At 61.0% G+C, this 25,419-nt stretch carries 31 protein-coding genes and 7 pseudogenes; 15 read left to right on the top strand and 23 right to left on the bottom strand.

Annotated elements, in window-relative coordinates:
* Positions 1–13 precede the first annotated feature (13 nt).
* Positions 14–166, bottom strand: coding sequence for a hypothetical protein (locus AC0L3X_RS39975; protein WP_354099265.1), 153 nt, complete (start codon positions 164–166; stop codon positions 14–16).
* 11 nt (positions 167–177) lie between these two features.
* The gene (locus AC0L3X_RS39980; RefSeq protein ID WP_354100450.1) at positions 178–513 is read right to left on the bottom strand and encodes a hypothetical protein; all 336 of its coding nucleotides are present in this window, start codon (positions 511–513) and stop codon (positions 178–180) included.
* A 1,132-nt stretch (positions 514–1,645) separates the two neighbouring features.
* Here AC0L3X_RS39980 and AC0L3X_RS39985 point away from each other — a divergent pair.
* Entirely contained in the window at positions 1,646–1,876 is a 231-nt protein-coding gene (locus AC0L3X_RS39985; protein WP_085398234.1) for a hypothetical protein, read from the top strand.
* Positions 1,877–1,998: 122 nt separating this feature from the next.
* Here AC0L3X_RS39985 and AC0L3X_RS39990 read toward each other — a convergent pair whose 3' ends face one another.
* From AC0L3X_RS39990 to AC0L3X_RS40015, 6 genes are all read right to left on the bottom strand, one after another.
* Positions 1,999–2,256, bottom strand: a complete 258-nt coding sequence (locus AC0L3X_RS39990) for a DNA ligase-like domain-containing protein (protein ID WP_341850583.1) — start codon at positions 2,254–2,256, stop codon at positions 1,999–2,001.
* Positions 2,253–2,435 carry an ATP-dependent DNA ligase gene (locus tag AC0L3X_RS39995; RefSeq protein ID WP_341850582.1) on the bottom strand — a complete coding sequence of 61 codons (183 nt, stop codon included), beginning with the start codon at positions 2,433–2,435 and terminating at the stop codon, positions 2,253–2,255. The genes AC0L3X_RS39990 and AC0L3X_RS39995 overlap by 4 nt, the downstream gene beginning before the upstream one ends.
* A gap of 343 nt (positions 2,436–2,778) precedes the next feature.
* A complete protein-coding gene (locus tag AC0L3X_RS40000) occupies positions 2,779–3,120 on the bottom strand; it encodes a hypothetical protein (RefSeq protein WP_179945622.1) in 342 nt (113 codons plus the stop codon).
* Positions 3,121–3,277: 157 nt separating this feature from the next.
* Positions 3,278–3,472, bottom strand: coding sequence for a hypothetical protein (locus tag AC0L3X_RS40005; protein WP_085398232.1), 195 nt, complete (start codon positions 3,470–3,472; stop codon positions 3,278–3,280).
* A complete protein-coding gene (locus tag AC0L3X_RS40010) occupies positions 3,469–3,705 on the bottom strand; it encodes a hypothetical protein (RefSeq protein ID WP_144030543.1) in 237 nt (78 codons plus the stop codon). Before AC0L3X_RS40010 ends, AC0L3X_RS40005 begins: the two co-directional genes overlap by 4 nt.
* Positions 3,706–4,217: 512 nt before the next feature.
* Positions 4,218–4,448 (bottom strand): hypothetical protein, encoded by a 231-nt coding sequence (locus AC0L3X_RS40015; protein WP_038960229.1) that lies wholly within the window; start codon positions 4,446–4,448, stop codon positions 4,218–4,220.
* A 106-nt stretch (positions 4,449–4,554) separates the two neighbouring features.
* On the opposite strand from AC0L3X_RS40015, the gene AC0L3X_RS40020 reads away from it, so the two are divergent.
* The 5 genes and pseudogenes from AC0L3X_RS40020 to AC0L3X_RS40040 all read left to right on the top strand — a co-directional run bounded on the left by AC0L3X_RS40020 (position 4,555) and on the right by AC0L3X_RS40040 (position 7,438).
* On the top strand, positions 4,555–4,701 hold the full coding sequence (locus AC0L3X_RS40020) for a hypothetical protein (protein ID WP_231145604.1): 147 nt from the start codon (positions 4,555–4,557) through the stop codon (positions 4,699–4,701).
* Positions 4,702–4,903: 202 nt separating this feature from the next.
* Complete coding sequence (ligD, locus tag AC0L3X_RS40025) at positions 4,904–5,824, top strand: non-homologous end-joining DNA ligase (RefSeq protein ID WP_473317353.1); 921 nt, start codon at positions 4,904–4,906, stop codon at positions 5,822–5,824.
* Between the two features lie 177 nt (positions 5,825–6,001).
* Positions 6,002–6,460: an Hsp20 family protein gene (locus tag AC0L3X_RS40030; protein WP_162478972.1), complete on the top strand. Its 459-nt coding sequence runs from the start codon at positions 6,002–6,004 to the stop codon at positions 6,458–6,460.
* Between the two features lie 72 nt (positions 6,461–6,532).
* Positions 6,533–6,857 (top strand): annotated as a pseudogene (locus AC0L3X_RS40035) (hypothetical protein).
* A gap of 371 nt (positions 6,858–7,228) precedes the next feature.
* On the top strand, positions 7,229–7,438 hold the full coding sequence (locus AC0L3X_RS40040; protein WP_085399064.1) for a response regulator: 210 nt from the start codon (positions 7,229–7,231) through the stop codon (positions 7,436–7,438).
* 561 nt (positions 7,439–7,999) lie between these two features.
* Here AC0L3X_RS40040 and AC0L3X_RS40045 read toward each other — a convergent pair.
* A complete protein-coding gene (locus tag AC0L3X_RS40045; protein ID WP_231145601.1) occupies positions 8,000–8,248 on the bottom strand; it encodes a hypothetical protein in 249 nt (82 codons plus the stop codon).
* A gap of 1,263 nt (positions 8,249–9,511) precedes the next feature.
* Between AC0L3X_RS40045 and AC0L3X_RS40050 the strand changes: the two genes are divergently transcribed.
* Genes AC0L3X_RS40050 through AC0L3X_RS40065 form a run of 4 tightly spaced genes read left to right on the top strand, consistent with a single transcriptional unit; the run spans position 9,512 to position 12,298 of the window.
* Positions 9,512–10,474, top strand: a complete 963-nt coding sequence (locus AC0L3X_RS40050; RefSeq protein WP_354100452.1) for a DUF3618 domain-containing protein — start codon at positions 9,512–9,514, stop codon at positions 10,472–10,474.
* Between the two features lie 11 nt (positions 10,475–10,485).
* Positions 10,486–11,145 (top strand): hypothetical protein, encoded by a 660-nt coding sequence (locus AC0L3X_RS40055; protein WP_231145600.1) that lies wholly within the window; start codon positions 10,486–10,488, stop codon positions 11,143–11,145.
* Entirely contained in the window at positions 11,142–11,558 is a 417-nt protein-coding gene (locus AC0L3X_RS40060) for a phage holin family protein (RefSeq protein ID WP_162478965.1), read from the top strand. The genes AC0L3X_RS40055 and AC0L3X_RS40060 overlap by 4 nt, the downstream gene beginning before the upstream one ends.
* Positions 11,555–12,298 carry a hypothetical protein gene (locus AC0L3X_RS40065; protein WP_354100453.1) on the top strand — a complete coding sequence of 248 codons (744 nt, stop codon included), beginning with the start codon at positions 11,555–11,557 and terminating at the stop codon, positions 12,296–12,298. The genes AC0L3X_RS40060 and AC0L3X_RS40065 overlap by 4 nt, the downstream gene beginning before the upstream one ends.
* Positions 12,299–12,374: 76 nt before the next feature.
* On the opposite strand, the gene AC0L3X_RS40070 is transcribed toward AC0L3X_RS40065, so the two are convergent.
* The 3 genes from AC0L3X_RS40070 to AC0L3X_RS40080 form a co-directional block, all read right to left on the bottom strand.
* Complete coding sequence (locus tag AC0L3X_RS40070; RefSeq protein ID WP_162478963.1) at positions 12,375–12,638, bottom strand: GlsB/YeaQ/YmgE family stress response membrane protein; 264 nt, start codon at positions 12,636–12,638, stop codon at positions 12,375–12,377.
* 36 nt (positions 12,639–12,674) lie between these two features.
* Positions 12,675–13,127 (bottom strand): YidB family protein, encoded by a 453-nt coding sequence (locus tag AC0L3X_RS40075; protein WP_210168710.1) that lies wholly within the window; start codon positions 13,125–13,127, stop codon positions 12,675–12,677.
* Between the two features lie 275 nt (positions 13,128–13,402).
* The gene (locus AC0L3X_RS40080) at positions 13,403–13,870 is read right to left on the bottom strand and encodes a hypothetical protein (RefSeq protein WP_473317357.1); all 468 of its coding nucleotides are present in this window, start codon (positions 13,868–13,870) and stop codon (positions 13,403–13,405) included.
* Between the two features lie 436 nt (positions 13,871–14,306).
* On the opposite strand from AC0L3X_RS40080, the gene AC0L3X_RS40085 reads away from it, so the two are divergent.
* On the top strand, positions 14,307–14,666 hold the full coding sequence (locus AC0L3X_RS40085) for a response regulator transcription factor (protein WP_162478961.1): 360 nt from the start codon (positions 14,307–14,309) through the stop codon (positions 14,664–14,666).
* A gap of 53 nt (positions 14,667–14,719) precedes the next feature.
* Here AC0L3X_RS40085 and AC0L3X_RS40090 read toward each other — a convergent pair whose 3' ends face one another.
* Positions 14,720–14,947 carry a hypothetical protein gene (locus tag AC0L3X_RS40090; protein WP_162478960.1) on the bottom strand — a complete coding sequence of 76 codons (228 nt, stop codon included), beginning with the start codon at positions 14,945–14,947 and terminating at the stop codon, positions 14,720–14,722.
* Between the two features lie 1,055 nt (positions 14,948–16,002).
* Between AC0L3X_RS40090 and AC0L3X_RS40095 the strand changes: the two are divergent.
* From AC0L3X_RS40095 to AC0L3X_RS40105, 3 genes and pseudogenes are all read left to right on the top strand, one after another.
* Positions 16,003–16,186, top strand: a pseudogene (locus tag AC0L3X_RS40095) (non-homologous end-joining DNA ligase); the annotation flags it as partial.
* A gap of 88 nt (positions 16,187–16,274) precedes the next feature.
* Positions 16,275–16,907 (top strand): annotated as a pseudogene (locus AC0L3X_RS40100) (DNA topoisomerase IB); the annotation flags it as partial.
* A gap of 19 nt (positions 16,908–16,926) precedes the next feature.
* Positions 16,927–17,379, top strand: coding sequence for a hypothetical protein (locus AC0L3X_RS40105; RefSeq protein ID WP_256375131.1), 453 nt, complete (start codon positions 16,927–16,929; stop codon positions 17,377–17,379).
* Here AC0L3X_RS40105 and AC0L3X_RS40110 read toward each other — a convergent pair.
* The 9 genes and pseudogenes from AC0L3X_RS40110 to AC0L3X_RS40150 form a co-directional block, all read right to left on the bottom strand.
* Positions 17,324–17,694: pseudogene (locus AC0L3X_RS40110) on the bottom strand (hypothetical protein). The gene AC0L3X_RS40105 and the pseudogene AC0L3X_RS40110 overlap by 56 nt on opposite strands.
* A pseudogene (locus AC0L3X_RS40115) lies at positions 17,694–18,547 on the bottom strand (SDR family oxidoreductase). Before AC0L3X_RS40115 ends, AC0L3X_RS40110 begins: the two co-directional pseudogenes overlap by 1 nt.
* Before the next feature lie 92 nt (positions 18,548–18,639).
* Entirely contained in the window at positions 18,640–19,407 is a 768-nt protein-coding gene (locus tag AC0L3X_RS40120; protein ID WP_354125294.1) for a glucose 1-dehydrogenase, read from the bottom strand.
* A 10-nt stretch (positions 19,408–19,417) separates the two neighbouring features.
* Complete coding sequence (locus AC0L3X_RS40125) at positions 19,418–19,804, bottom strand: putative quinol monooxygenase (RefSeq protein WP_162478956.1); 387 nt, start codon at positions 19,802–19,804, stop codon at positions 19,418–19,420.
* Entirely contained in the window at positions 19,801–20,157 is a 357-nt protein-coding gene (locus AC0L3X_RS40130; protein ID WP_354125297.1) for a DUF2255 family protein, read from the bottom strand. The genes AC0L3X_RS40125 and AC0L3X_RS40130 overlap by 4 nt, the downstream gene beginning before the upstream one ends.
* A 43-nt stretch (positions 20,158–20,200) precedes the next feature.
* Positions 20,201–20,576 (bottom strand): annotated as a pseudogene (locus AC0L3X_RS40135) ((R)-mandelonitrile lyase).
* A 116-nt stretch (positions 20,577–20,692) separates the two neighbouring features.
* Positions 20,693–21,475, bottom strand: a complete 783-nt coding sequence (locus tag AC0L3X_RS40140) for a carboxymuconolactone decarboxylase family protein (protein ID WP_162478954.1) — start codon at positions 21,473–21,475, stop codon at positions 20,693–20,695.
* Complete coding sequence (locus AC0L3X_RS40145) at positions 21,472–22,680, bottom strand: arabinose transporter (protein WP_354100456.1); 1,209 nt, start codon at positions 22,678–22,680, stop codon at positions 21,472–21,474. The genes AC0L3X_RS40140 and AC0L3X_RS40145 overlap by 4 nt, the downstream gene beginning before the upstream one ends.
* A gap of 11 nt (positions 22,681–22,691) precedes the next feature.
* Complete coding sequence (locus AC0L3X_RS40150; RefSeq protein ID WP_179945621.1) at positions 22,692–22,952, bottom strand: hypothetical protein; 261 nt, start codon at positions 22,950–22,952, stop codon at positions 22,692–22,694.
* A gap of 115 nt (positions 22,953–23,067) precedes the next feature.
* On the opposite strand from AC0L3X_RS40150, the pseudogene AC0L3X_RS40155 reads away from it, so the two are divergent.
* Positions 23,068–23,980: pseudogene (locus AC0L3X_RS40155) on the top strand (LysR family transcriptional regulator).
* An 881-nt stretch (positions 23,981–24,861) separates the two neighbouring features.
* Here AC0L3X_RS40155 and AC0L3X_RS40160 read toward each other — a convergent pair.
* Positions 24,862–25,419, bottom strand: a 558-nt coding sequence (locus AC0L3X_RS40160; protein WP_473317360.1) for an IS110 family RNA-guided transposase, incomplete at its 5' end; no start/stop codon positions are given.

The following is a 25,419-nucleotide window of genomic DNA, read 5'->3' on the forward strand; positions in this document are numbered from 1 at the left end:
CTGAGTACCCAGCCTAAGCAATTTCCAGCGGTTTTCGGACCGCCTCTACCAGCGCGTATCCCGCGGCCGTCAGATGAATGCCGTGAGGAAGGAAATAGGTCAGGTCGGCCGTGTTCTGGAGCTGCGGAATGGAGCCGATGTCAGGAACGACATAGCCGTTTGCCACCGCTCCGGCGATCAGCAGCGAGTTATAGTAGTTACGGCAATCCCCCCCGAAATTTCCCGTTCCGACGTTGAAGTTGGTCCGTGGGAGGATCGTCGAAGCGACGATCTTGGTGAAGCCGGCTCTTGAGCCGCCACCACGTATAGCAGAAAATAGTTGTTGTAGAGGTTTTGCGCCGATGCCGCATTACCGGTCTGCGCGTCCGCTACGCTCGCATAGGTGATGACGCCGATACCGTTGGTCGGATCGATGATGTGGAGGACGTTTCTCGCCTTGGTCGCATCGAAGAGCCCGAGCACGCGCGCGCGGTTGGTGTAGGCCGTGGCGAGCGTCTGGCCGGCCAGCCCCATATTGTAATATTCCCACGACGTCGCCTTGCGGGCCGCGGGCCAGCTATGGGTAAAAATGCGAAGAATGCAGAGTGAGCAAGCACACCTGAAAGGTGCCGCTACTTACTGCTGCTGGTTGGCAAGGAGAAGCAACACTTTGCGGCGCTGGTCGGAGCGGCCATGTGTTCGGCCTGTTTGCGCGGTTCACGTGACCGCTGGCCATAGCCCTCCGCGGATCAGGTCCCATAAGGCCGTTGTGTTGAGCGCATCCCTTGATGCGCTACCAGGGAAGGTTAGCGATCGCGTAGGCAACAAACGCCAGTAGCGCAATCCAAGCGAACGGCACGCACCAAGACCCCACTGCACGCTACGTGCTGAGGCCTCGCGTAGCACGGCCGCCTACAGCGATAAAATCATCCATACCGCCCCCAACGCACTGAAGATCGACAGCACGACAAAGCCGAACCGATATGAACGTTCCGCCCAATCCATAAGCGTCCCCTGCTTATGCAACCTGTGATGAGCCATATCGTTTGAGGGTTGTGGCCGAAAAGAAAGTAACATTGACGTAAGTGCACTTTTTGGCCCACTGAGGCGCTCTCGCAACACCCACAGTTCGTGCTCCGGATCGAAAAAGGGGCAATCCGATGATAAACCGGATGGCAAAGAAGGCTCCGCCGGCGACAATGGCTGTCGCACCAATCGCGAGCACCACTCTCCAAGCCTCTCCAATCGCGCCTCGTACAAAAAACGCCCCAGCATCGGGCCGGGGGGCATGGTGATGCTGGGGCCTCCGGACAGGCTCTTGTCTTGCGGGACAAAGACCGTCACCGCGAAACAGAAGCCGCGACACCGTCTAGACGTTCCTGGGCCAAGTCTTAATCTGTGGTGCTGTGGCTGAATCCCCACATCTTGCCCGAGGACGCGCGGGATCTAAGCCGCGCTGCCCTCGGGTGCAACTGTCCGGTCCAGCCCGGATTCCGTCGCCATAGGCAAACCTACGCGATTCCGACGTTCGGCAGACCGAAGCGCCCCCTTTTCCACACCCACGATCGGCAGTAGCTCGTGCTCATTTCGAGCCGTCAGGAATCGATACGCAGATTTTGGCGCGTGGTTTCAGGAACGTTCGCGTGGTGCCGTCATTTGGAGAGCGATGACGAGCACGACCGTAGTTCTCATTCCTGGCATGCTGAAAGCCCTTCGTCTGGCGCGCATTTACGGCTTTATGGTCGAGCGCAGAGACGGCCTGTATTACCCCGGCAGCAACCTGCCGGCATGCCCGAAGGCTTTGGCAGAGAAGATGGTTGAAGGCGGCTGGCTGGTGAAACAGGGGGAGCGTTATCAGCCTACAGAGAAGGGTTGGAAAGCAGGAGAAGCCGGCTAAAAAGTTTGGCTGCTGTCTGAGTGCGCCATGCCAGGGTTCAATGCCCGGAGGTTATTTCAAAGTGGAAGCGGCACAGTTTAAGCAACGGCTCCAGCCATTGGCTAGCTGGAGCCGCGCTGTCATCAAGCTTCCGACCCACGGGGTTTAGGCCAGAAGCGACTCAAGAATGCTGCATGAAGATGCCCTCGGAGCGGCCCCGCAGCAGCCGGGCCAGATTGGCCTTGCGCATGGGACAGCGGCAACCTGCGCAGGTCGTCGCCCTGGCCCGCCAGTATGTCGAAGGCGTAGAGCTGCACCTCCGCGTTGTACTTGCCGGAATGCAGGCCACGGAAGTCGGAGACGCCGTCGACGCCCAGGAGCACCGCCTCGCCATCGATCACTGCCTGAGCTTGCGCGCGACCTCGACAATCCACGGGAACCGCTTCGTATAGTCCGCCCCACCCTTCGTGATCAGACGCACCCGGTCGCCCTTGCGGATGACCTGCAAGCGATAGCCGTCGTATTTGACCTCATGGAGCCAGTCGGGGCCGGTCGGAACCCGGTCCCGTTTAGTCGGCAATGAAAGCTGAAACATCGGCCGAAAGATAAGCTGAAATTATCCCGGCTCAAGAGTACCGGCACACGCCCGGCCCTGAGGAACGGCCCCCGTGCTGCCAAGTTTACCTGATGCCCTGCCCTAACAGGGCACCCCTGCATGTACCCCAGCTCGTGAACACCCCTGTCCGCGGGCTGGGACTTTTACACAAACGTCTGCGGCCTTGCCGCCGTCATCTGTCCTTCCGTAGGACGACGCCGGGGCCGAACGACCCCGATCAGGCGGCGACGTCATCCGCGCCGCGAAGTTGTATCGTCCGAGCGGCGAATCCTGAGCATTGAGCATCCGGATGGTTCTGGACGCTGCATCATTTGTCCGTAAAGAATGTGAGGAGCACTTTGCCTTTTTCGCCGATCAGGCAAAGAAAAGTCCGACGGGTGTCGCTCTTACCTTTTTCAAGATAGGCATCCCCGATCACGATGGTGCGAATGATCGTGTCCTCGACTTTTGCATTGGCCTTTGCAATCGTCACTCCATCAACGTCAAACGAGATATCTTTTATCGCGGGACTGCGTTCTTTCAGCGCGATGAGTCCAGTTGTGCGGCAGGCCTCAAGTTCCGGAGGGAGGTTTTGGGCAACAACAACACCGAGAGGACACGCGGCCACAATACTGAAGAACGCGAAGCAGTACAGTGATCGGATGCTCATGTGACGCCTCCCCTTCAAACCACGAACTGTAGACCCGTCGGCGCAGGTTGGTGCGTTCACTTTGGTACACAATTGAACATTTGGTGGTCCTCCCGCCCCCCGGAAAAAAGGCCCGAGGTCGCCCTCGGGCCTTTGGCATTTTCAGCGGGCGTCTGGTTCAGAGCCACAGCCACGCGAATAACGACGTGATGAGGGCCCAGCCTATGAGCTTTTCAGCGAGAACCTGCGCATAGCGAAAGTCGTTCGCGCCGTAGGCATCGAGGTCGAGCTGGCGCATTGCTTCCGAGAAATAGCCGCCGCTCACGAGGACAAAGAGCACTGCCATGATGACGTGGTAAGTCTGGTCGCTCATGGCTGCAACTCCTCGGGCTTGGTGCCGGTGTCGAGCATCAGGTTGACAAGCAGCGCGATGTGGCGCGGCACGGCCAGCTCGCCGCTGACCCACCTGCGCACGGCGCGTGGCGTCGCGGCGATGGTCGAATCAACCGGCGCCCGGCTCGGGTGTATGGACGCATCCCGACAAATGCCTATGTCCGATTGGCGAACACGTCGTTCGCCAATGACGAATACTGCGTTCACGACCATACTGGCGCCTCTGGTGGCACGCCAATGATGCGCTTAATTTGTCCTACAATGGGACTGGCGATGACGACTTCAAAAATCCGCTCCCGCCCCTATCTCAGCCCTATGCTCTCTGCGTTCGACTTTTGCCTGCCGACCGCCGCCAAGATGATGCCGGCCGGCCCCGGCTGGAAAAGTTAGGAACGGCTCCACCTGGTGCAGCATTCTGTCGTGGCGCGCGTTGCTATGAATACGGGATGACTCTTGGTTGGAAAGCCGCAGTTTCATGGACCGGTTGCAAGAAGTTGCGACGAAGAAGGTTTTCGCAATTATTGCAATCTTTTGCTCGACGGATTCCAAGTCCGCGTATTCCTGAACGATGCGGAGCAGATCGAATACACTGCGGCAAATCCTGAAGAAGGGTGGGTTCGGGTAATTCCTCCCGGCAACTCGTTGTCCGCTCGCGTTACTCTGACGGGCTATGTTGAGATCAGGATTGAGCGAACGTCCAGATCAGGGCGCACGTGAAGAGCCGCCTAGCTCTTCTTTGCCTTTTTCTTTTTGGTAGCTTTCTTCTCAAGCCGCACGCCCTTGAATTTCTTTGCGGCCTTCTTGCCCTTCGCGGGCTTCTTGACGCCCATGAATTCGCCGGACGCCTTGTCGCGCTTAGTGAAGGCGGAAGCTCCACCCAATGTCGTCTTCGTCTGCGAACGCTTCTTGACCGCACCTTTGCGAGCGTTGTCGCCGGTGGGCTTGTTGACCGCCATTTCGTCCTCCCGATATTGCTTTGCCTCTCTGGTGCTGCTGCTCACAGTTTCTGGAACGAATCGGGCCCCGGCAAATTGAATCCCGGCTTTGTGGAGTTGCGTATCTATGGGTCAGTCCCGGTGGATCCCTTCCATTATTCCGGCCTATGAGCCGACCGTTTATCTGGTCGCGGACGATTTTGGCCGCGCCGGCAGCGCTTGGCGCGAGACGGACATGGAAGCGGCCGACCTGGAGACGGTCATTAAAGACTGATGGCGGGCCAGTGCAAACGACCTATCAACGTCTTCGCCTTCAACACTTCGGAGCGCTGGTCCGAAGATGTGTCAGAGGATGTCGCTCGCGAAATTCAACATCGCTGTAACCTCCAACTGAACGACGTCCCCTCGCATCTTCAGGAGTTCGTCGATCGCTACGCGCCTCAAGATGCGCAGTTCAGCCTGCGCCTCGTGTAACCATGGCCTTCCAGCGGAAAAAGCCGGATGCACTCGGCGTCAAGGCGCCCCTGCCCGGCTTCATCGCGCCGGCTCTCGCCTCCGCGACCGACCGCGTGCCATCCGGCGAGCGTTGGATTCACGAAATCAAGTTCGACGGCTATCGCGTGCAAGTCCACCTCGCCAACGAAGCCGTCAAGGTCTTCACACGGCGCGGCCACGACTGGACCAAGCGTTTCAAGAAGGTTGCCGATGACGCCTGGCACATCAAGGCGAGCTCGGCCATCATCGACGGAGAGATTGTCGTACCTGCCACCGACGGCTCGACGGACTTCTCGGTCTTGCAGAATGAGCTCAAAGGCAAGTCAACGAAGATCGTTCTGGTCGCTTTCGATTTGCTCTACCTCAACGGCAGGGACATCCGGAAGTTACCGCTGTTTCAGCGCAAGGCGGAGCTGAAGAAGATCATTGCCGGCACCGACGTTCAGTTCAGCGCGAGTTTCGAGATCGACGGGAACGAGATGTTTGCCCATGCCTGCAAGATCGGGCTCGAAGGCGTCGTCTCCAAGGTGCGCGACAGCGTCTACCCGGTCGGCCGCACCAATAATTGGGTCAAGAAAACCTGCGCCCAGCGCGAGACACTCACCATCGCCGGCTTCGCGCTCGACGACGGCAAATGGGACGGCATATACCTTGCTCGGCGAAAGGGTTCTGACCTGGTTTACGCTGGCAAGGTCGACCATGGCTTCGACAAGAAGTCGGCGGCCGAGCTGCGGCGGCGCCTCGAGCCGCTGGTCCGGAAGACACAGCCCTACGCGAAGCGGATAGCGCACAAAGGCATCTGGGTCGAACCGAAGCTGCTGGCGGAGATCGAGTACCGGGCCAAGTCGGCTGAAGGCAAGGTGCGGCATCCGTTCTTCAAGGGGCTGCGCGAGGATCTGTAACGGCGGCGATCGGCGACGATTTTTTTTCAACGCCTCTTGAAACCAAAACCGACTCTGCTAATTTTTTTGTCGCCATCTGACGATGTGTCCGGGCGCCTGATGGGCCCGGGCCAAGAGACGGGCACCGGTTGTGTCCGGTGCCGCTCGTAGACATCTTGCTCTTAGGAGGATTTGGCTATGCGCACCCACGATTTTGCCCCCCTCTGGCGCTCGACCATTGGTTTCGATCGCCTTTTCGACCTCGCAGAAACCGCTCAGCGGGCCAGCGAGGACAACTATCCGCCCTACAACATCGAACGGCTGGCGGATGATCGCTATCAGATCTCGCTGGCGGTGGGGGGTTTCTCGCCCGAGGACATCGTCATCACCGCCGAGCAGAACGTGGTGACGGTCGAAGGCAGCAAATCCGACAAGACCGAGCGTGATTTCCTCTATCGCGGTATCTCGCACCGCAGCTTCAAGCGCCAATTCAGCCTCGCCGAATATGTCCAGGTGAAAGGCGCCGCGTTCGACAACGGCTTGCTGACCATCGAACTCGTCCGCGAGATCCCGGAAGCCATGAAGCCGCGCCGAATTGCCATCGGTGCTGCCTCGGCCGGCAACGTGCCGAAGCTGGAAGCTAAGGCCGCCGCCTAGCGCAGACGCCATTGGAGCCGCGCGACAAATCGTGCGGCTCCCATCCATTCGTCGAATGAATAGGAGAGGACCATGCGGCCGACGACCGCTGACGACAACGTTTTCGATTTCGACGCTCTTCTTCATCCCGGCACGGTGTTTGAAGCACCGAGAGACGTGCTGGATCATCCGGCGCTGACGTTGAGCGAGAAACGCGCAATCCTGGCATCTTGGGCGTCCGACGCGTCCGCGATCGCCTCTTGCCCGTCGATGCGCGCACCTGCCGGGCTCAAGAAGCCCGTATCGATCGACGAAATCTTGGACGCATTGCGCGCCCTGGACGGTGGCCCCCCGGACGCCACCCGGCGGAAAGCCCTACCGTCTCCGTTCGACCGAACGTGCAGCTGCGGCGGCGTAGTTTCAGAGGCCCAGATGATGATGGCGACAACCTGGCACGCCTTCGTGCCCATCACAACAACATCAGCCGCTATCGCCGGCTCTTGCGTACGAAGCTTTTGCCTTTGGAACGCCAGTTTATCGAACGGCGGCTTTCCGAGGAGGAGGCTGCTCTGCAAAGCCTTTCCGTTTCGACCTTTCCGATCGCCTTCAATGAGCCAAGGCCTGGTCGACCGCCGCCGGTTGCAGAGGTGATGCCATGAGCACGACCGTCAATCTGGGCCGACCGGGCTCAGGCTCTTTCCCTTTGGCGCTCCTCGGAAGGTTTTTCGTTCACGAATATTGAAGACTCCGGCTGCGGACGGCGTATCATCGGCCGTGGAGATCTCAGGGATGGCTCTCTCGACCATCGAGCGTCCGATGGGTCCTGTGTGCAAGCACCGGATGGGGTTGGCGCGCATCTTTCCCGGCCCCCGCGGATTCGATGAGCGCACCTTCGAGTGCTCGACTTGCGAGCGTACCGAAGTGGTCCGCTTCGCCGTCGATCCGATGCAAACGGACGCGGTCGGCTGGCTCGCCGGTAAGCTAAAGCCGCCAAACTGACGTTCGGTGTGAGTGGCGCGATGGATGAGCACTTCTGCAAAGAACAGACGCAAAGGCGCTGCCTGTTGGCGCTGGTCAGCCCATACGCCCCGAGGTGGCCGGTCCCTAGGGCCGCGGAGCGGCCGCTGCCGGGGTCGGGTCGGCGAGGCGTGACCAAGAGCGCGATCGAAGTCTCGTGAGACACTTGCGGCGGCGGGGATCCCCGCGCGGGAGTCCGAGCCGGCCGCAGGACCTATCCGGGCCGCTGCGTGAAGGCAAGGGCCGTATGCCGACCAAGCCCGAGTGAGGTGCGGCTCGCACCTCCGGGCGCTTGACCTGGTAACCATGAATCGAGGAGGCGAGAATGATCCTGATAGGATTTGGCGCCCTGCTTGTTCTCGGCGGAATTTTGTACATGGCACGCGCTACAATTTGGCGGGGATCGCTTAGTCGGCCCGCCGCCGATACACTGGAGCCGACGCGGCGCGGCGTGGGATTCCTGGGGGTTAGAGCGAACTGGCCGGGCATTCTCCTTGCGGCAATCGGTGCCGTTTTGTTGGTGTTGGGTGCCAGTCTCTAACTTCAGCCACCCGCCGAGCTGCCGCCCTGGTTGACAAGTTGGTATCGACGCTTCAGCCGATGGCTCGTGGTTGTAGCGGCGTTTTGGAGGCGATCGAGGTCCGCACCGTCTTTAGCAATCACGAGCAGTCGCCAATTCAGGCCATCGGGTTCCGCATCGCCGTGTTCAATCTCGACGGAGATAACGAACTCCCCGCCGGGAACGTGCCGGATCTCCTGAAGAGCGAACAGTTCTAGATCGGACTTGGACACCAACGTTCTTGGCACCGGTCTCCTCCCGGCCGGTCTAACGCAGCCTCAATCGCTCCGCGACTGCTTCATGAAAGCGGCCCGCTCGATCATGTCAGCGGGCCATTTCTTTTCGCTTCTATTTCCCTTTCATCTTCGGGTCATTCATAGTCGCCCCGGGGTTAGCCGAACCCGGGCTGCTCGATGCCCCTTGACCGCTGGTCGCGGCTGGAGAATTGCCGCCGCCTCCAGATCCCGCACCCGCGCCTCCGCCGTCCCGTGATCCCGCACCTGCGCCGCCGGCTCCGCCCGAGCCAGCGCCCGCGCCGGCCCCTGCTCCGCCAGCACCACCGGCCCCGCCACCAGCGCCACCCTGCGCGGAGGCGGCAGCGATTGATCCGAACAAAAGTGGAGCTGCGAGCGCCATCTTGCCGATCTTCATGGTCATTTTTCTCCTATTTAATTTTGCTTGCAACCGACCGCTGTAACCTTCGTTCCTAAGCTGGAGCAGGGACCAAACGCGTCGAGGTGCCGCACGGGCAAGGATACCTCACTTACAGCAGACAACTTCCCCCTGGAGGTCGAGGATCAAAGCGCCGGCCGCAACTGCCGAGACAGAGAAGCTCGCCGACAACTCGCAGACTCAACGAGCATGCGCACCCAGAAGAGCACGATCGCTGGCCTTAGCGGACCTTCGAGGCGATCCCCACTCGCGTTGCCCCCTTGAGCGCTCTGTGCCGGCCCAGACAACACTGGCCAACTATTCTTGGGAAAGCATTTCGCGAACAATCGACATTTGAACACGGCTCTCCGGCGAAAGGCCCAGTCTCCATCGCGACCTTCCGGCGAGGACGTCGTTCCTTGAACTCGAAATCAAGTCCAGCGCCCGCGCCGCTCGCGGTACGGGGAATATGCCCGGTAACAACCACAAGGCCCCTGGCTTTTGTTCGAATGCATTCCGCAAGCCGCGGCAGAATGTCTCGATTTGAGCAACCATAGCCAACGAGGCAGGCAGTTCCGCGGATCGTATCTGATCGCTTGTGCCGCCCGCGCAAGCGCGAGTCCTGCGAAGTTCCTACGGTCCGACGCGACATTTTCCGAGCTCTCCTCTCGGTACACCACCGCTGCTCTAAGGCTCTTTTCTTCACGTACCAAAGCCTTGCGCGCAGCAGAGAGTTTGGCCGGCGGCACGTCATCCTTGTTCAGTTAGGAACGATTGAACAAAGCGTGTGTTCGTCCTTAGATTCAAGAATTAAAGCACAAGAAATAAAGCAAGAGGGTGAAGCGATGGCGCGATCAGTGGAGGAGTTGAGGCGTGAGTCCGAGCGCAGCCGCGCAGAGCTGGCGGCTACCATAGGGCGATTAAGGGACCAGATATCGGACACCGCCGAGGACATCCGCCACAAGGTCTCGCCGCAGCACATCAAATCCGAAGTCTCCGAATACGTCAGCGACAAGACCCAGAGCTGGATTGAAGGGCTCAAACAGCTGATCATGGACAATCCCATGCGCGCAGTGGCCGCGGGCGCCGCAGTAGGAATTCCGCTGCTGCGATTGGCGCGAGGTGTCCCGTTGCCACTTTTGATGATCGGCGCCGGGCTTGCCCTGACCTCTAAGACAGTGCGGGATCGCGCGGCGGAGGCGTCCGGTCCGGTAATGGATAGAGCGGGGGAAATGCTCGAGGAGTTGACGGAGGGTGCCCGGGCCATGCAGGGCGACGCGACGGAAAAGCTATCCTCCGCTCCAAGCCGAGCCGCTGGCATGGCTGGAGACGCACAAGATCGGGCCGCCGGCCTTGCGGATGAGCTCCGGACAGGTGCAACAAAGGCTGCCAGTTTTGCAGGTGAAAAACTCAAGAGTGGCATCGACGCAGCCAAGGATGTGGCGGCGAACGCGCCTGACCAGGCCCGTCAGACCATCGGCGACAATGCTGCCCTCATCGGAGGCCTGGGCATCGCGATCGGCGCCATCATCGCGGCGGCTCTTCCCGAGACCAAGACTGAAGGCAAGGTGATCGGTCGGGCGAGCGATGGCGTGAAACAGGCTGCGGCCGAGGCGGCCCACTCCGGATTCGAGGCGGCGAAAGAGGCGACCACGTCGGCAGCCGACGCGGCGGCACAAAAGATCGCTGAGGCCGATCTCGGCACCTACGCCAGTCGTATGACGCAGGATGTGGCGGGCGCTCTGAAAGAGGCTGCGGACGATGTCGTCAAAGCCGCCTTTAGCCCTTCCCAAAACACCAACACCTGAAGGAAACAATCATGAACGATGTGGACCCGAACAACATCACGCAGTTTGCGCCGAGCCGAGACAAGGGACCCTCGAAGGATCTGAAGGAACAGATCGGTGAAGCCGGGGCAGAGATGAAGCAGCGCGCTGGCGATGCCCTTCAGGCAACGGCCGATCTCGCGCGGGACAAGTTCAGTGAAGCGGCTGATGCAGCCAAAGGGGTGACGGAAGGGACGGTGGAGCAGATTCAGAGCCAGGCCCGCGAGCAGCAGCGGTCGGGCGCCGCTTTCGTTGAGCGCCTCGCAGGCAACATGCGTGAAGCCGGCCGAGCATTTGAGAGCGACGTACCGTTCGCTGCACGCGGCATCGGTTCTGCTGCCGACTACGTCGAAGAAGCCGCCCAGAAGATCCGCGATGGCAGCTTCCGGGATCTCGTCGAAGGTGCAACTGATTTCGCCAAGCGTCAGCCCGCCGCCTTTCTCGGAATATCCGTGCTGGCAGGCTTCGCAGCGCTCCGCTTTTTAAAAGCGTCCGGCGAGCAATCCTCATCATCGAAGCGGAGCGGCACAGTGAATAAATCGTCGTCGGAAGCCGTTCAGAAGTCCGGTGCCCCGCCGTTCTCGGCGAGTTCCGCGCCGCCCGGTCCGAGTTCGCAACAGACATCATCCTCACAGGGCAGCGCCGTACCATGAGCATCGAGCACGATATCAAAACCAGCCAGGGCGAGTTTCGGGTCATCTCGACGCTGCTGGGCGATACCATGTCGCAGTTCGCCAAGCTCTTCCAAAACGAAATGGACCTGGCCAAGGCGGAAGTTGGCGACAAGCTTCAGAAACGCGGTGGAGCGCTAGGTTTGATTGCAGGTGGTGCCGTTCTGGTGGTTCCGGCGATCGTCATGGCACTGTTTGCCCTGTCCGCGGCGTTGATCGCCGCAGGATGGTCGCAACCGGTATCGTATCTGACATCGGCGTTCATAGCGGCGGTAATCGCGGCCTTGTTCTTTGCAGTCGGCATCAACCGGCTTGATGTGCGCAATCTGGCACCTCGAGAAACGATCGGCCAGCTTGAAAAGGATAAGGACACCATGAAAGGAATGGTGCGATGAGCGACACAAAGAGCGGTTTTATTGACAATTTGGTGACAGCAGCCCGGGAAAACCCTCTTGCCGCTGCGCTTATCGGGGGCGGAGCGCTTTGGCTGTTGGCTGGCGGCCAGAAGCTGAAGACCGCGACCCGCTCGGCTGTGGATGTGGTTTCGCCCGTGGCCGATGCTGGGACGAGTAATCTCAGGTCGGCGGGATCGGCTGTTAAGCAGACTGTGGCGCCCCCAACGGCACCTGAAATGGACGACGAGGGATCGCTGGGCGTCGGCGAAACTTTGCGAGGCGCGACCGCTGCCGCTTCCGATGCAGTCTCAGAAGCTGTCGACAACGTTCAGGATCGGTTCGACGAGGGAGTCACTTTCTTCCAGGAGAACTTTGGCAAGCTCGGCAATGCGCTTCCAGGTAAAGAAGCGCTCACCAGTTCGCAATCGTCAATGACTGAGTTGCTTGAAAGACAACCCTTAGTGCTTGGGATCGTGGGCTTGGCGATCGGTGCAGCAGTCGCAGGCGCGTTTCGCGCTTCCGAAATTGAGAACGAATATATCGGCAAAGCTGCCGACGATGTTAAAGCCGACCTGAATCGTCGCGCCGGCGCGGTATCGCAGGCCTTGCGCGAAGGCTCAGATACCGTGGTCGCAGAAGTCGGCGACAAAGGTGCCGAAGCCTTGGATAGGGTGAAGCAGGCCGGCATGGATGCCGCTGAGGCAGCCACCGCCAAAGTAAGGTCCCCCCAACCGGGCTAAGGTTGGGGTGGTCGCGGATCACGTGGATCTGCAGCGAGGTAGCGGAGTGAACGGAACTCGCTTGGGAGGTCGTTCCTCAGATTGGTCTCCGTTGTCTGCCGACCACGAAGCCATAGGCAAACAGCACGATGACAGCGCCGACCACGGCGCCAATCAACCCCGCACCTTCGCCAGGACGATACCAGCCAAGCGCTTGCCCGAGGTAAGTCGCTACGAAGGCCCCGACGATCCCGAGGATGGTCGTCAGAATGAACCCGGCCGGTTCATTGTCCCCCGGCATGATGAACTTGGCTATCACGCCGGCGATGAAACCAATAATGATGGTCCAAAGAATACTCATTGTTTATTCCTTTCAATAGAGCGACGCGGCGGCAATTCAATTGGGTAGGCGTCCCTCCGGCGTATACTTGTCGACTGCTGAGGGGAGCTCCCGGGATAACCTTGCGAGAATCTCGTCTTGAGAAAGCCCGGTCTCCAGTTCAAGCTTTTCCAACACGTCTGAGCCTATTGCTTCCCTCAGTTGCGGAGGCGAAATGTCCTTATTGGGCCCTGTGCTGATCCACGACTGAGCTACGTCACCGCGGCCATTTTGATTGAATTTCTCCAGCAGCTCGCCGATCCCTCCTTGAAGCAGTCCGCCGACTCCTGCCCCGCTGAGCATGCCCGTAAGATTGCTGAGCAGCCCACCAAGCGGCTGTTGAGATCCGGGCGGTTCTAACGAGCCCGCTCCCGGGCCCTTTAGCAACTCCGCCAGCTTGTCTCGATTCTGATATCCGGCAATGGCGAGCAGTCCCAAAAGCGCAGTCATGGACGGCATTCCGCGGGTCATTTGGTAACTCCGTGAAAGGGTTAGACTGCTCGAACTCTGGGACCCCGGTTCTGTTCCTAAGGCATGCGTCCGCAGCTTGCCGCCGGAAGTCCTAAGCCGCTAAGAAGCCGCCTTAGTTGGTCTGATGGGAGAACAGAAGCGCGGGTCAGCTCAGAGGGAGGGATGCCGGGGTGGCGTCATGGCCGTTAGACGTTCCAACGCCTCCGGGGCCTGATTGCGCTGTGACACCAAGCCCAAGATTCCAGGAAGCGTCGCCCGACGCGAAGACGGATGGATCACCCGCCATTCAGCGAGAGGCTGATGCGCGTAACGATACCATCCCAGGCTCGCTCTTCGCTGGCCGGATAATTGATCAACACGCAATGGACCAGCCCGCCGGAGAAGTTGCAGCGGTCATACCAGACCTTGTCGCCCTTGTAGCTGGAAACCGCAAAAAACCGCGGCGTCACTCTCTTGTACTGAATGCGCGAAGGCGGACCTTTTTTCGCGAGGAAAACAGCGGGGGAATCGCTCCCAACGTTGGGAGCAGCCTGTATCGTGAGGTCGGCACGGCCGTCGGCGGTTCGAAAGCGTTGCCCATAACCGTCCGGCCGGCCCGCTTCTTCGGTGAAGATCGAAGAAGCGAAGTCGACCGACGTACCCGTCTGTGAAATGCGGTAGGTCGTCCACCTTATGGGCTGCGCCGAAACCGAAGCGGCCGATACAGCGATTAAAAAGGCGATCGCCAGAGCTGTCGCTTTCATCAAAGCTCCTCCTTCGCAGACCCCACCGAGACATAGGCAACGAGACGGCTGCACGCCCTTCACACCAAGAAAAGCGGCAAGGGCAATTACGTTCCAAGAAGCCTGATCCTTCGCCGTCTATGCCTTTTCGCCGAGAAGCAGATGCGAAAGCACTACGCCGAGGCGTTCGAGGCATGGGATCGATGGGCCGCAGCCACCGGCGACGTGAGTATTCGAAGGCACGTGACCTCCAGGCCAAACGGCTGCTGAGCAACATCGGTACATATGTCCCGCATGGCGGAGGCGATCAGCCGTTTGCCGCCCCCCCAGCAGAGCCCGCGACCGCCCCTGCACCGCAGCCCTCCGCGTCGCAACCTTCGCCAACGCCGCAAAAGGAACGGCTGCGCACTTTGGCCGTTCGACATGCTTAACAAATGCTATTGGATATGAGCCACCAGTGAGCGTACTTCTCGTCGAGGACGACCCTCTGATCCGCGGATTCGTCGTGGAAGCGCTGCGCGAAGCAGGCTATCACGTGATACACGCGAGCACCGGGGAGGAGGCACTGGCCTGGTGCAAGCGCCACGTCGCGGACGTGCTGGTCACCGACGTCAGGCTGCCCGGGCAGGTCGATGGGTGGCAGATCGCGGAACGCTACCGAGAGCAGGATCCGGAACTGCCGGTCATCTACGCGACGGGCTTTTCGCCCGCCACACCACGCCCCGTTCCCGGCAGCCGCATCGTGCAGAAGCCCTTCCACCCGGAAGAGATCGTCCGGATGATCAAGGAGCTCGGCGAGGAAAAGGGGGCGCCGTAGCCCGGACCCCGGGCTGGATCCGTCGCTGGGTGCACCACGCCCTTCCCACGGAATCATCCTTTCGGCAGGCCTAATTCCTCGACGGCCCGACCGCAGATCTCAGCAGGGTCCTTGAGGCCGGTCTGACCGATCTCGATGATCTTCTTGGCAATCAGTTCGGTGAGGGGATCGTTGCGATCCTGTACGCCAATCGTGCGGAGGGCCTGTTCGTAGGCTGTCGAAAGTCGCGTGATCTCTTCAGGCCCAAGAGGCGAGTTTTGAAGTATTCGGTAGAGTGCCATTGTTGTCCCCAGCAGGGCGCAACGTAGCACCGATCTACTGAGAGAGCATTGCATCTTAGCAGCCAATTTTGGCTTTCACAGACTGCCCCCTGTGCTTGCGTCCCGGGAGCGTGGAGCCGGCGGGCGGCGAAGAAAGCTGTGGCAGAGTGGACGGGACCTGCGCGCCTTTCCGGCAGACGCGATCCGAAACTTCTCGGCGGCGCAGAGGAACGATAGCCTGAGTGCCAAGTTTTCGCGACGCCCCCGCCCCGAGGGGTGATCTCCGAACTGGCCCCAGCTCATAGCCCCCCCGAGCTGGGGCCTTCATCCGCCAAGTCTGGAATCGCCGCGAGGTGAAGACGTCGGTGAAGCTCTAACCCCTCAATCCTTTGCTCCCCAGGGCTAGCCGTCCTCGCTGCGGCGGCGGGGTCCTGGGTGCCGAGCTTCAGCGCAGTCTCGATCTTGGCGAGGAGCGCCTGGATTTCGGCGCTCTCGTTCGAGCCGGGATCGCCTTGGAACCCGCCAGCAATTGCTCCTTCCGTCCCAGGAGCTCGCAACAGCAGACATCTCGTCACCGCGGAAACGTAATTGACGTCGAAAGGGCGCCATTCAGAGAGCGGCTTCACCAGCTCGGGGGTGCCGAAGCTGAAACCGATGCTTGGGCCACCGCGGCTGCACGTTCAGGTGCGAAATCGACACCGCTGCCGATCGTTGATATTTACAGACGCATTCACGTTCGTGTTCGACGAGCGATCGGCCGTGTTCTGCTGGCTGTTCGGCCGCTGAGCCGTGGTCGAATTGCGACCGTCGTAGGCTGCGCCTGATTGGTGCCCGAAGCCAATTGGTTCGCACTCTGCGTCCGGTTGTTCGCAGGCGGGTTTGGTACGTGAGTTGGCAAATAAAGCTGACCCCTTCACCAAGAAGCGGCTCCTCGATTTGGCGATCCAATACGAAGCCCGCCTGCGGGTCAAAACCGGCCCGCTCCCTTTGCCAACAATAAACGAGCGAATCACCAAGCACCGGGATTGAGCTGGCCCCGCGATCGCCAGCGGCGCTGCGCAAGTCTTTCTTCACTCGCTTGCGAAGTCGACTATGGCCTCGACAACGTCTCCACTGCTGATCTGCAAAGGCAGCTAAAGCCACTGATCCGAAAGACGCACCCCTACGCCAAGCGGATCGCATACAAGGGCATCTCGGGCAAAGTCGGCCGAAGGAATGGTGAGACATCCCTTCTTTAAAGGGCTCCGCGAGGAGGTCTGAGCGGAGGTGCGCGCCGACCCGGAACGAACTGGGCCTCTCCCGCCTTATGGAGTTAGCGAAGCCTCCGCTTCGCACGAGGGACAGGCGGATGCTCCGACAGACTAGTAAGGAAGAAGAGGTCCTAGACCGCACCGCCGAAGTGGCGGCCAACATCGCGGAAGAAGGGCTCCGGTACGTCAGCGACTCTTCGCCCGGGTACACGCGCAAGCGGACCGGCACTACCTTCAGCTACTACGACAAGGACGGCAAGCCCATCACAGACGCCGCCGTCATCCGGCGCATCAAGTCGATCGGCGTCCCGCCCGCCTACGAGTCCGTCTGGATCTGCCCCTCGCCTAACGGCCACATCCAGGCGACCGGGCTCGATGCCCGCGGGCGGAAGCAGTACCGCTATCACTCGAAATGGCGGGAGCTGCGCGACCAGGACAAATATGAGCACGTGATCCGGTTCGCGGCCGCGCTGCCCGCGTTGCGCGACCGGGTCGCCGCCGACACGAAGCGGGACGGGTTACCACGAGAGAAGGTGCTGGCCACGATCGTTAGCCTCTTGGAGAAGACGCTGATCCGGGTCGGCAACGCCGAGTATGCCGAGATGAATAAGTCCTACGGCCTCACCACGATGCGCCGAAAGCACGTCGCAATCGGCCGCCGCGTCCTTCGGTTCGAGTTCACGGGCAAGTCGGGTAAGCAGTGGAAGCTGCGCGTCGAGGACAAGCGGATAGCCTCGATCGTGAAGCGCCGTGCGGAGATCCCGGGGCACGAACACTTCAAGTACCTCGACGAGGACGGAGAGCCCCGCACCGTGGATTTCCGGCGACGTCAATGCGTACATCAAGGACATCACAAGCGAGGACTTCAGCGCCAAGGATTTCCGGACGTGGGCGGGGACCGTGCTTGCGGCATTGGCGCTGACCGAGTTCAAGAAGTACGACAGCCAGGCCGAGGCCAAACGCAACGTCGTCGCCGCGATCGAGAGCGTCTCCAAGCAACTCGGCAACACTCCGGCCATCTGCCGCAAGTGCTATGTGCACCCGGAGGTCCTGAACGCCTACATGTCCGGCGATCTGGTCAAGATGATCGAAGCCAAGATCGCGCAGAAATTCAAGCGCCAGTACCCCAAGCTCACGCCCGACGAGATCATGGTGCTGGCGTTTCTCCGCAAGCGTCTCGATTCCCTGAAGGCCGCCGCCTGATCCGGGCGTACCAATCGGCGTAGGGCGTGTTCTTGGCCGCGTGCCTGTTAAAGTCGGGCGCGCCGTCCTTCCACACACCGGTCCCCGCTCTCCCAGCCCACGCTTCGCCTCGTCGACCAGGCGGTGCGCAGCGGTTTCGGCATCCTGATCGCCGACGGCTTTTGCTGCCTTCACGGCTCGCCGTGCATCCATCAGCCGCTTCACAAGCCGCGTCTTGTCGTGGGCAGCCAGGTCGGGATCGCTCATCCGCCAGAGTCTACCGCGGACCACGAAATAGCGCCCATCAGGCGTGACGGGATGCTGGAGGCCCGGCATCAGATGAAAGGCTTCCCTCCGGTCACGGCGACCGTGGTTCCCGAGGTGTAGCTCGACAGCGGATCGGCCAGCATCACGTACGCCGTCGCCAGCTCCGCCGGTTGCCCGGCGCGTTTCATCGGTACCTGCTTGCCAAAATTCTTCACGGTATCCTCGGGCATGGTCGACGGGATCAGCGGCGTCCAGATCGGCTCGGGCGCCACGGCGTTCACGCGAATGCCCTTCTCCGCCAGCATCTGGGCCAGCCCGCCGGTGAAATTCTGGATCGCACCTTTGGTGGTCGCGTAGGCCAGCAGAGTGGGATTCGGCATGTCCGAGTTCACGGAAGCCGTATTAATGATGGCACCGCCCGGCTGCATGCGCGGCACGGCGGCCTTCGCGAGGAAGAACATGGCGTGGATATTCACGTCGAATGTCATCCGCCATTCCTCGTCGCTGATGTCGGAGATATCCTTGAAGGTCGCCTGATGGGCGGCGTTGTTGACGAGAATGTCGACACCGCCGAGGTCGCGGACCGCCAGATCGACGACCTTCCTGCAATGGTCCGCGGATCTCAGATCACCTTTCACCAGGACCGCCTTACGACCTTCGGCTTCGACGAGAGCCGCTACTTCCTTGGCGTCGTCGTGCTCATCGAGATAGGCAATCAGGATATCGGCGCCCTCGCGGGCGAAAGCGATGGCGACAGCCCTTCCTATTCCGCTATCACCGCCGGTGATGACGGCCCGTCCTGCAGGCGGCCCGATCCCTTGTAGCTGGTCTCTCCATGATCGGGGCGTGGGTTCATTTTCGCGGTCGAGCCGGGCATGGGCTGGCTCTGGCTTGGGAACGGCGGCTTCGGATAGTCGGGCATTGAGATCGATCTCCGCGGGTCGAGAGCGCGACAACCAGCTCAAGGCAACCAAGGTTCCTAGCTCGTTGCTCGCCCCTCCCCGCCAATCGCGTTCAATGGGCGGTAAACCCGCCGTCCACCGGTAGCGCGACGCCGAGGACGAAGCTGGCGCCCGGACTGCACAGCCAGAGCACGGCGGCCGCGATCTCATCGGATTCGCCAAGCCTCCCGATCGGCTGGTCGCGCATGATTTCCTTCAAGGCGTCGGCCTGCTTCGCCAGCATGTCCGAGACCATCGGCGTATTGATCGTGCCAGGGCAGATCGCGTTGATCCGGATACCGCGTGGCGCGTACTCCATCGCCGCACTCCTCGTCAGTCCGATGACGCCGTGCTTGGAGGCGTGATAGGCGGCGCGGCACGGCAATCCGACGAGACCTCCAAGCGACGAGCAATTCACGGTGGCTCCGCTTCCCTGCGTCCGCATCTGTTGCAATTCGTGCTTCATGCAAGCCCAGACACGGCGAAGGTTTATTCCGTTCACCCGATCGAAGTTCTCCGCGGTCTCGTCAGCAGCATCACTCGGGGGCACCTGGATGCCCGCGTTGTTGAAGGCCATATCGAGCCTGCCGAAATGCGTCACAGTCCGCTCAATCATGCGCGCGACCTGCGCCTCGTCCGAGACATCGCAGACCACGGTCAGAACCTTGCGTCCCGCGGACGTCAGCTTTTCGGCGGTCGCCCGCAGCGCCTCTTCGTTGATATCGGCGAGCACGACGGCCGCTCCGGAGTTGGAGAACGCCTCAGCGGTCGCCAGCCCCATGCCCGAACTTGCTCCGGTCACCAGCGCGACCTGGCCGCTGAAATCATAGGTCGGATTCATCAAAACCACCTCACTTCGTTTTTGCTCCAAGCGCGATGGGCGTCGCCTGCACCAGCTTGAGTGACTTCACCATCTTCTCCACCGTCGCCTTGTATTTCTTGAAATGATCCGATCCGAGGTGCGCTTCGTATGCCTTCCTGTCGCGATAGATCTCGAAGACCTTGACGCGGGCCGGGTCGTCCTTCTCGGACACCGCGTAAAGCACCAGGACGCCCGGCTCCTCTCGGATCGCCGCGCCGATCTGCTCCTGGACCGCGACCCTGTAAGCGTCCAATTGAGCAGGATCGACCTCGATCTCCGCCACCTGGACATATTGTCCGCCCAGGTCCTGGGCGACGGCGGCGCCGCCCAGCGCGACGGCAAGCATCGACGCGCCGTAGACCAAAAACTGCTTCATGATCGTACTCCAGCCTGCCGCGGCACGATCCGTATGGTTGCGGACCGGGCACGCGCACTGATCATCGGTTCGAGATATCGATTGCCGCGATACTTCGAGCGATAGGCCTCGTCGATCGAATCCAGAATCGGTCCGTCGACCGGTTCGAACGCCACTTCCTTGGTGAGGCCGGCGGCGACGATCCGCCCGGCCTTCTGCTGCGCAGCGGCCCCGTACCACCTGGAGTTCTGTCCATTGTAGCCGCGAACGTAGAGCGCGCCGTCAACCGCGACGGACCATATCCACGTCGGTGTCCCGTATGTCCTCCCGTCCTCCCTGAACGGGGAGACGTGCAGGTCGTCGGCGTCGGCAATCTTACGAAGTTCATCGTCGTTTCAGCGGTGCATCGTGGACACCTCACTTTCGGTACTGGTCGTCGGCCACCTTCTCCATCCAATCGACGTTCTTTCCGTTGAAGGATTCCTGGATGGCGATATGCGTCATGGCCGTCGTGGGCGAAGCGCCGTGCCAATGCTTCAGACCCGGCGGAAACCAGACGACGTCGCCGGCGCGGATCTCCTCGATCGATCCGCCCTCGCGCTGCACCCATCCGAGGCCGGCAGAGCGGGTGAGTGTGCCAGGCCGTCCGGGCGCCGGGTTCGAACGTGACCTGACCGCCGCTCACCCGTCCCGGGTCCGGAGCCTGGAAGAGAGGATCCACCCGAACCGAACCGGTGAACCAGTCGGCATTCCCCTTCGTCGAGGGGCGGGAGCCGTTTCGTTTGATATCGATGTCCATGACTGCGTTCCTTGGCATGTTCGAATCTTTGGCGCGGGCGTCCGGCGCCGCCGATGTCGCGAAACCGGCCACCAAGGCGATGGCCTGTCGACGCGAGTACGGCGACATCGTTACCGGGGCCGCTTCTCGATGACGTCCTTGACCACCGGCGCCGCCGAGAAGGCACTGGGCCAACCCGCGTAGAAAGCGAGATGGCCGATGGCCTCGCCGGCTTCCTCCTTGGTCAACCCGTTATCCATCGCCCGGTTCAGATGGTAGGTGATCTGCGCGACCTGGCCGGTCGCGATGAGGGCGCTGACCGTGGTGAGACTGCGGTCGCGCGGCGCGAGCCCCGGCCTCAGCCAGAGATCGCGGAACAGCACGTCTGTCGTATACTGGACCAGGCTGGGCGTGATCTTGCCGAACTGCTCGCCGACACGCGTCGCCCGCTGCGCCTCCGCCGCTTCGTCGAGGGGAAGCTGGGGACCGGATGAGGGCGGAAGCTGGTCCGCGCCGATGTTACGGCTCTTGAACACGTCCTTCGCCGCGGCGACGGCATCCATCGCGTTTGCCCAGCCGGTGTAGAACGCCAGGTGCGTGATGATTTCCGACAGTTCGGCCGGCTTCACGCCGTTGTCGAGCGCGAGGTTGAGATAGTACGGCAGCTCGACTGTCTGATCGCGCGCGATGAGCGCGGCGACCGTGACGATGCTCCTATCTCGCGGCGGCAGTCCCGGCCGCTTCCAGAGGTCACCGTGCACGACGTCCTTCGCATATTTGTCAAGGGCGGGCGCGACGGCCCGAATGTCTTCGGTCGTGGGCATGGTTTTTACTCCTCCGATGATTGTCTGTTGACCGTTGGCCGCGCTGGCGACGATCGAGAACGAAAGTATGGTTGCCGCGAGAAGTTTCACCGCTGCTGTCCTCCGACTGTTGGCGGGTTCACCATCAGCCACGACGCGACGAACGCGGCGCATAGTACGGTGACGGCGCTGACGAGAAACACGACATTCAGGCCGGCTCCCCTCGCGACCAGCCCGAGCGCGGGACTTGCGATCCCTTGAGCCAGGTCGAGGAAGGCAGTGTAGGCTCCCATCGCGAGACCGCGACTTTGTGCCGGCACCCGCAGGACCGCTTCGACGCCGAAGCCGGGATAGATCAGTGAGAATCCGAATCCCGTGAGGGCGGCTCCGACGAGCGCTAGTTCGGGACGAACGGCCAGCCACATCAGCGCTTGGCCGGCAGTTTCGATGAGCACGCAGAATAAAGCGACCTTGGCGCCGCCAAACTTGTCGGAAGCATGGCTGAAGAGTACGCGCGCAATGATAAACGCGGCGGCATAGACCGTGTATGCGAGCCAGCCTTGCGTCCAACCGCGATCGGCGAACAGCAGCGCGGCGAACGTGGTCATAGCCCCGAACCCCACACTGCCCAACGCAGATCCGAAACCGGGGACCCACACCGATCCGAACACTTTGGCGAACGATAAGCGGGAGCGCGGCACGGGCACAACGGCCGGAAGCGGGGCGATCAGCAGCAATGTGACAAGGGGAGCCAGCGCCGTGACACCCGCGATCGCGGCAAATCCGTAGCCGGCGTAAAGCGCGGAGCCGACCGGGGCCCCAATCGCAAAGGCTGCGAACATCGCGGACCCGACCCAGGCAATGACCTTCCCGGTATTGCGGGAGTCGACGATCGCAAGCCCCCAACTAACGGCGGCGGTAATGATGAAGCTCTCCGCCCCTCCAAGCACGCCCCGCCCAAGCAGCAACACGGCGACCGATGCTTCCGGCGCGCCTCGCAACAGCAGTGAACACAAGTAAATCAATCCGGACGTCGATGCCGCCAGCAGACCTGCGGCGACCGCGCGCTTCGCGCCACGACCGTCAGAGTAGTGGCCCGCCCAGGGTCGCGAAATCAACGATGCAGCGAACTGACTACCGGCGACGAGGCCGACCACGAAAGTGCCGAAACCGAGTCCATCGTGGACGTAGAGCGGGAGCACCGGCATCGCAACGCCGATGACGAGAAAGGCGACGAAGACCGCGCCCATGATCGGCAACAGGGACGCGGCAAAGGAACGTCCTTCCGTGGCCTCTCGCATGGCTACAACTGACATGTCGCCGCCCCTCAGACTTCCTGCTTGGTTGGCCTGTAGAGGATCTCGTTGATGTCCACGTCATCAGGCTGGCTCATCGCGAAGGCGACGACGCGGGCGAACGAGTCCGCCGGTACCGCAACCTGCGAATAGAAGTTCCGGACGTTCTCCGCGGTTTCGGCATCGCTGATGCCGGCGGGAAGCTCAGTCGCGACGGCGCCGAGCGATATCACGGTCGTGCGGCTGTTGCTTGCGCGGGTGATGACGAACCTGTCTGCAATACCTTCCCTCATTCTTTCCTACTCCGCGTTGTCCTCGTCCACCCGCCGGTCGACTTCCAAAGTAGGCGCTTGGGGCCTGCTGCATTAGATGATAAAATCCAATTGGATTGATTGGAGTAGCCTATAAATGGAACGCGCTGACGCGAGCGATCTTCTAGCGTTCCTGGCCGTGGCGCGAGAACGCAGCTTCACCCGGGCGGCGGCTCGGCTTGCGATATCCCAGCCGACCCTGAGTCAGACCGTCCAAGGTCTGGAGGAACGTCTGGGTGTCAGGCTCCTGAACCGGACCACGCGGAGCGTCACACCGACGCAGGCCGGCGAGCGGCTGCTGCAGAAGATTGGACCCAAGTTCGACGAAATGGATGCCGAGCTTGGAGCCCTGAGCGAATTGCGCGAAAAGCCCGCCGGGACTATCCGGATTACCGCGACGGAATATGCCGCGCAGGCGATCCTGATGCCCGCAATGGCCAAGATCGCGCCGCTCTATCCAGACATCAAAGTCGAGGTGATGATCGACGTGGGCCTCACGAACATCGTGGCCGCGCAGTACGATGCCGGGATCCGGCCGGGCGAACTGGTCGCGAAGGACATGATAGCGGTCCGGGTCGGTCCGGACCTACGCATGGCTGTGGTAGGCTCGCCGTCCTACTTTGCTTCTCGAGTGAGGCCGCGGACGCCGCAGGATCTGACGCAGCACAACTGCGTCAACCTTCACCTACCCACCCACGGTGGGCGCCTCTATGCATGGGAGTTCGAGAGGAACGGGCGCGACGTGAATGTGCGCGTGGACGGGCAACTGGTCTTCAACAGTTCGGGCGCGCTGCTGCACGCCGCGCTGCAGGGGCTTGGCTTGGCCTACCTAACCGAAGGTCAGGTTCAGCCCTACTTGTCGAGCGGCGAGCTCATTCGGGTGCTGGGGGAACTGGTGCCCGCCATTCTCAGGATATCACCTATACTATCCGAGCCGTCGGCAGCCATCGCCGGCATTCACGCTGCTGGTCGACGCGCTTCGATACCGAGGCAGAGCATCGCGGGGGTAAAGCTGTGGCTCAGGTTGCGGTGCGCTTTTGGCTAGCAGCTGGCCTCAAACTCGCCCGGGGTTGCCGAACGGAGAAGTGCCCATGCCGCGAGGCACCTGGAGATTCCAACGTGACGACCCCGCGCCGGAAGTGGTAATGCTTGTGCCACGGCGCCGCTCAAGAGTGCCACACAAAAACAAATCACTGGACCGAAAAGCGCAATAAAATCAATGCAAGTCAGGATTGTCGCCCCAGTTCAATCCTGTCTGGCAGCACCAGCTTCCCCCTTTGATTTTTAGGCTCTTTGGAAAACCATCGGGGTAGGCGCGGTGAGTACAAATGCAGAAACGTGCGCGGGAATGCGCCTATAGCGGCACGCTTCTCGCACGCTAAATCTCGCTTGGTTCTGCAGTGCCATGAGCGGCCCCGCATGGAGAGGATTCCAAATGGTGGCATGTCCGATTTGCGGAAACGAAATCGGAGAGCTTCCAAGAACCGGTGATGCCGAAGGGTTTGATTGCAAGCAACACGGCAAGTTCGAGGTCTCAAGGACAGCTCTCGAGGCTGAGCCGAGTAAGAGCGCCGGGCGCGATAGTTGGGAAAATGTGAATAAGCGCCGAATTTTGGCTCTGACTCATATGTGGAACGGCCCGGGCTGCAAGATCTTTTTCTGGTAGAACAGGGGATGACGGTGCGGTCATATGTTCGGCCTGTGAATGCGGCGCCTGGCCGCTGGCCACGATGATATCCGCGGAAGGCAATCGCCCAATCAATTTCTCGCGCTCGAAGCGCAGTGAGTCAGGCGGTCTGATTGCTACCGGGAATGACGTCATTCGAGGTTCATCCAGATTTGCACCTTGCCTCCTCGGCAGCTTTCTTCTTCCGCCGGAGAGCTCTTGAGATTAGGATTTCAGCATTGCGGCCGGCGCCTGATAGATGCCTCCTCTGACCAGCAAGGCCCAGATCGTGCGCGCAATCTTATTAGCGAGCGCGACCGATACGACCTTGACCGGCCGTCTTTGCAGCATGGTCCGAATCCAGAGCGGGACTTTCAAGCCTCGCTTAGCAAGCTTGATGATAGAGGTCGCACCAACGATCAAGAGCGTCCGTAGTTGCCGATTTCCACGCTTTGATATCGCGCCGAGCCTTTCTTTCCCGCCGCTCGACCGTGCCCTCGGTGTGAGCCCCGTCCAAGCCGCAAAATCTCGTGCAGTCGCAAAATCGCGAGCATCCAAGACCGATGTCCGAACGGTAGCGGCGATGAGAGGACCGACACCCGGAATGCTCATCAGACGCCTTGCATCGGGGTCCTTTCTGACGGCAACCAAAATCTCTCTGTCGAGCTTCTCTATGCGGGTTGTCAGCAGCTCAATCTGTTCGGCAAATAGGATCAGGGCAAAGCGGGCGGCGCCGGGGATCCTATTGTCTTTTTCGTCCCGGAGAAGCACCAAGAGTTTTGC

Source organism: Bradyrhizobium sp. MI1.7 (assembly GCF_055811795.1).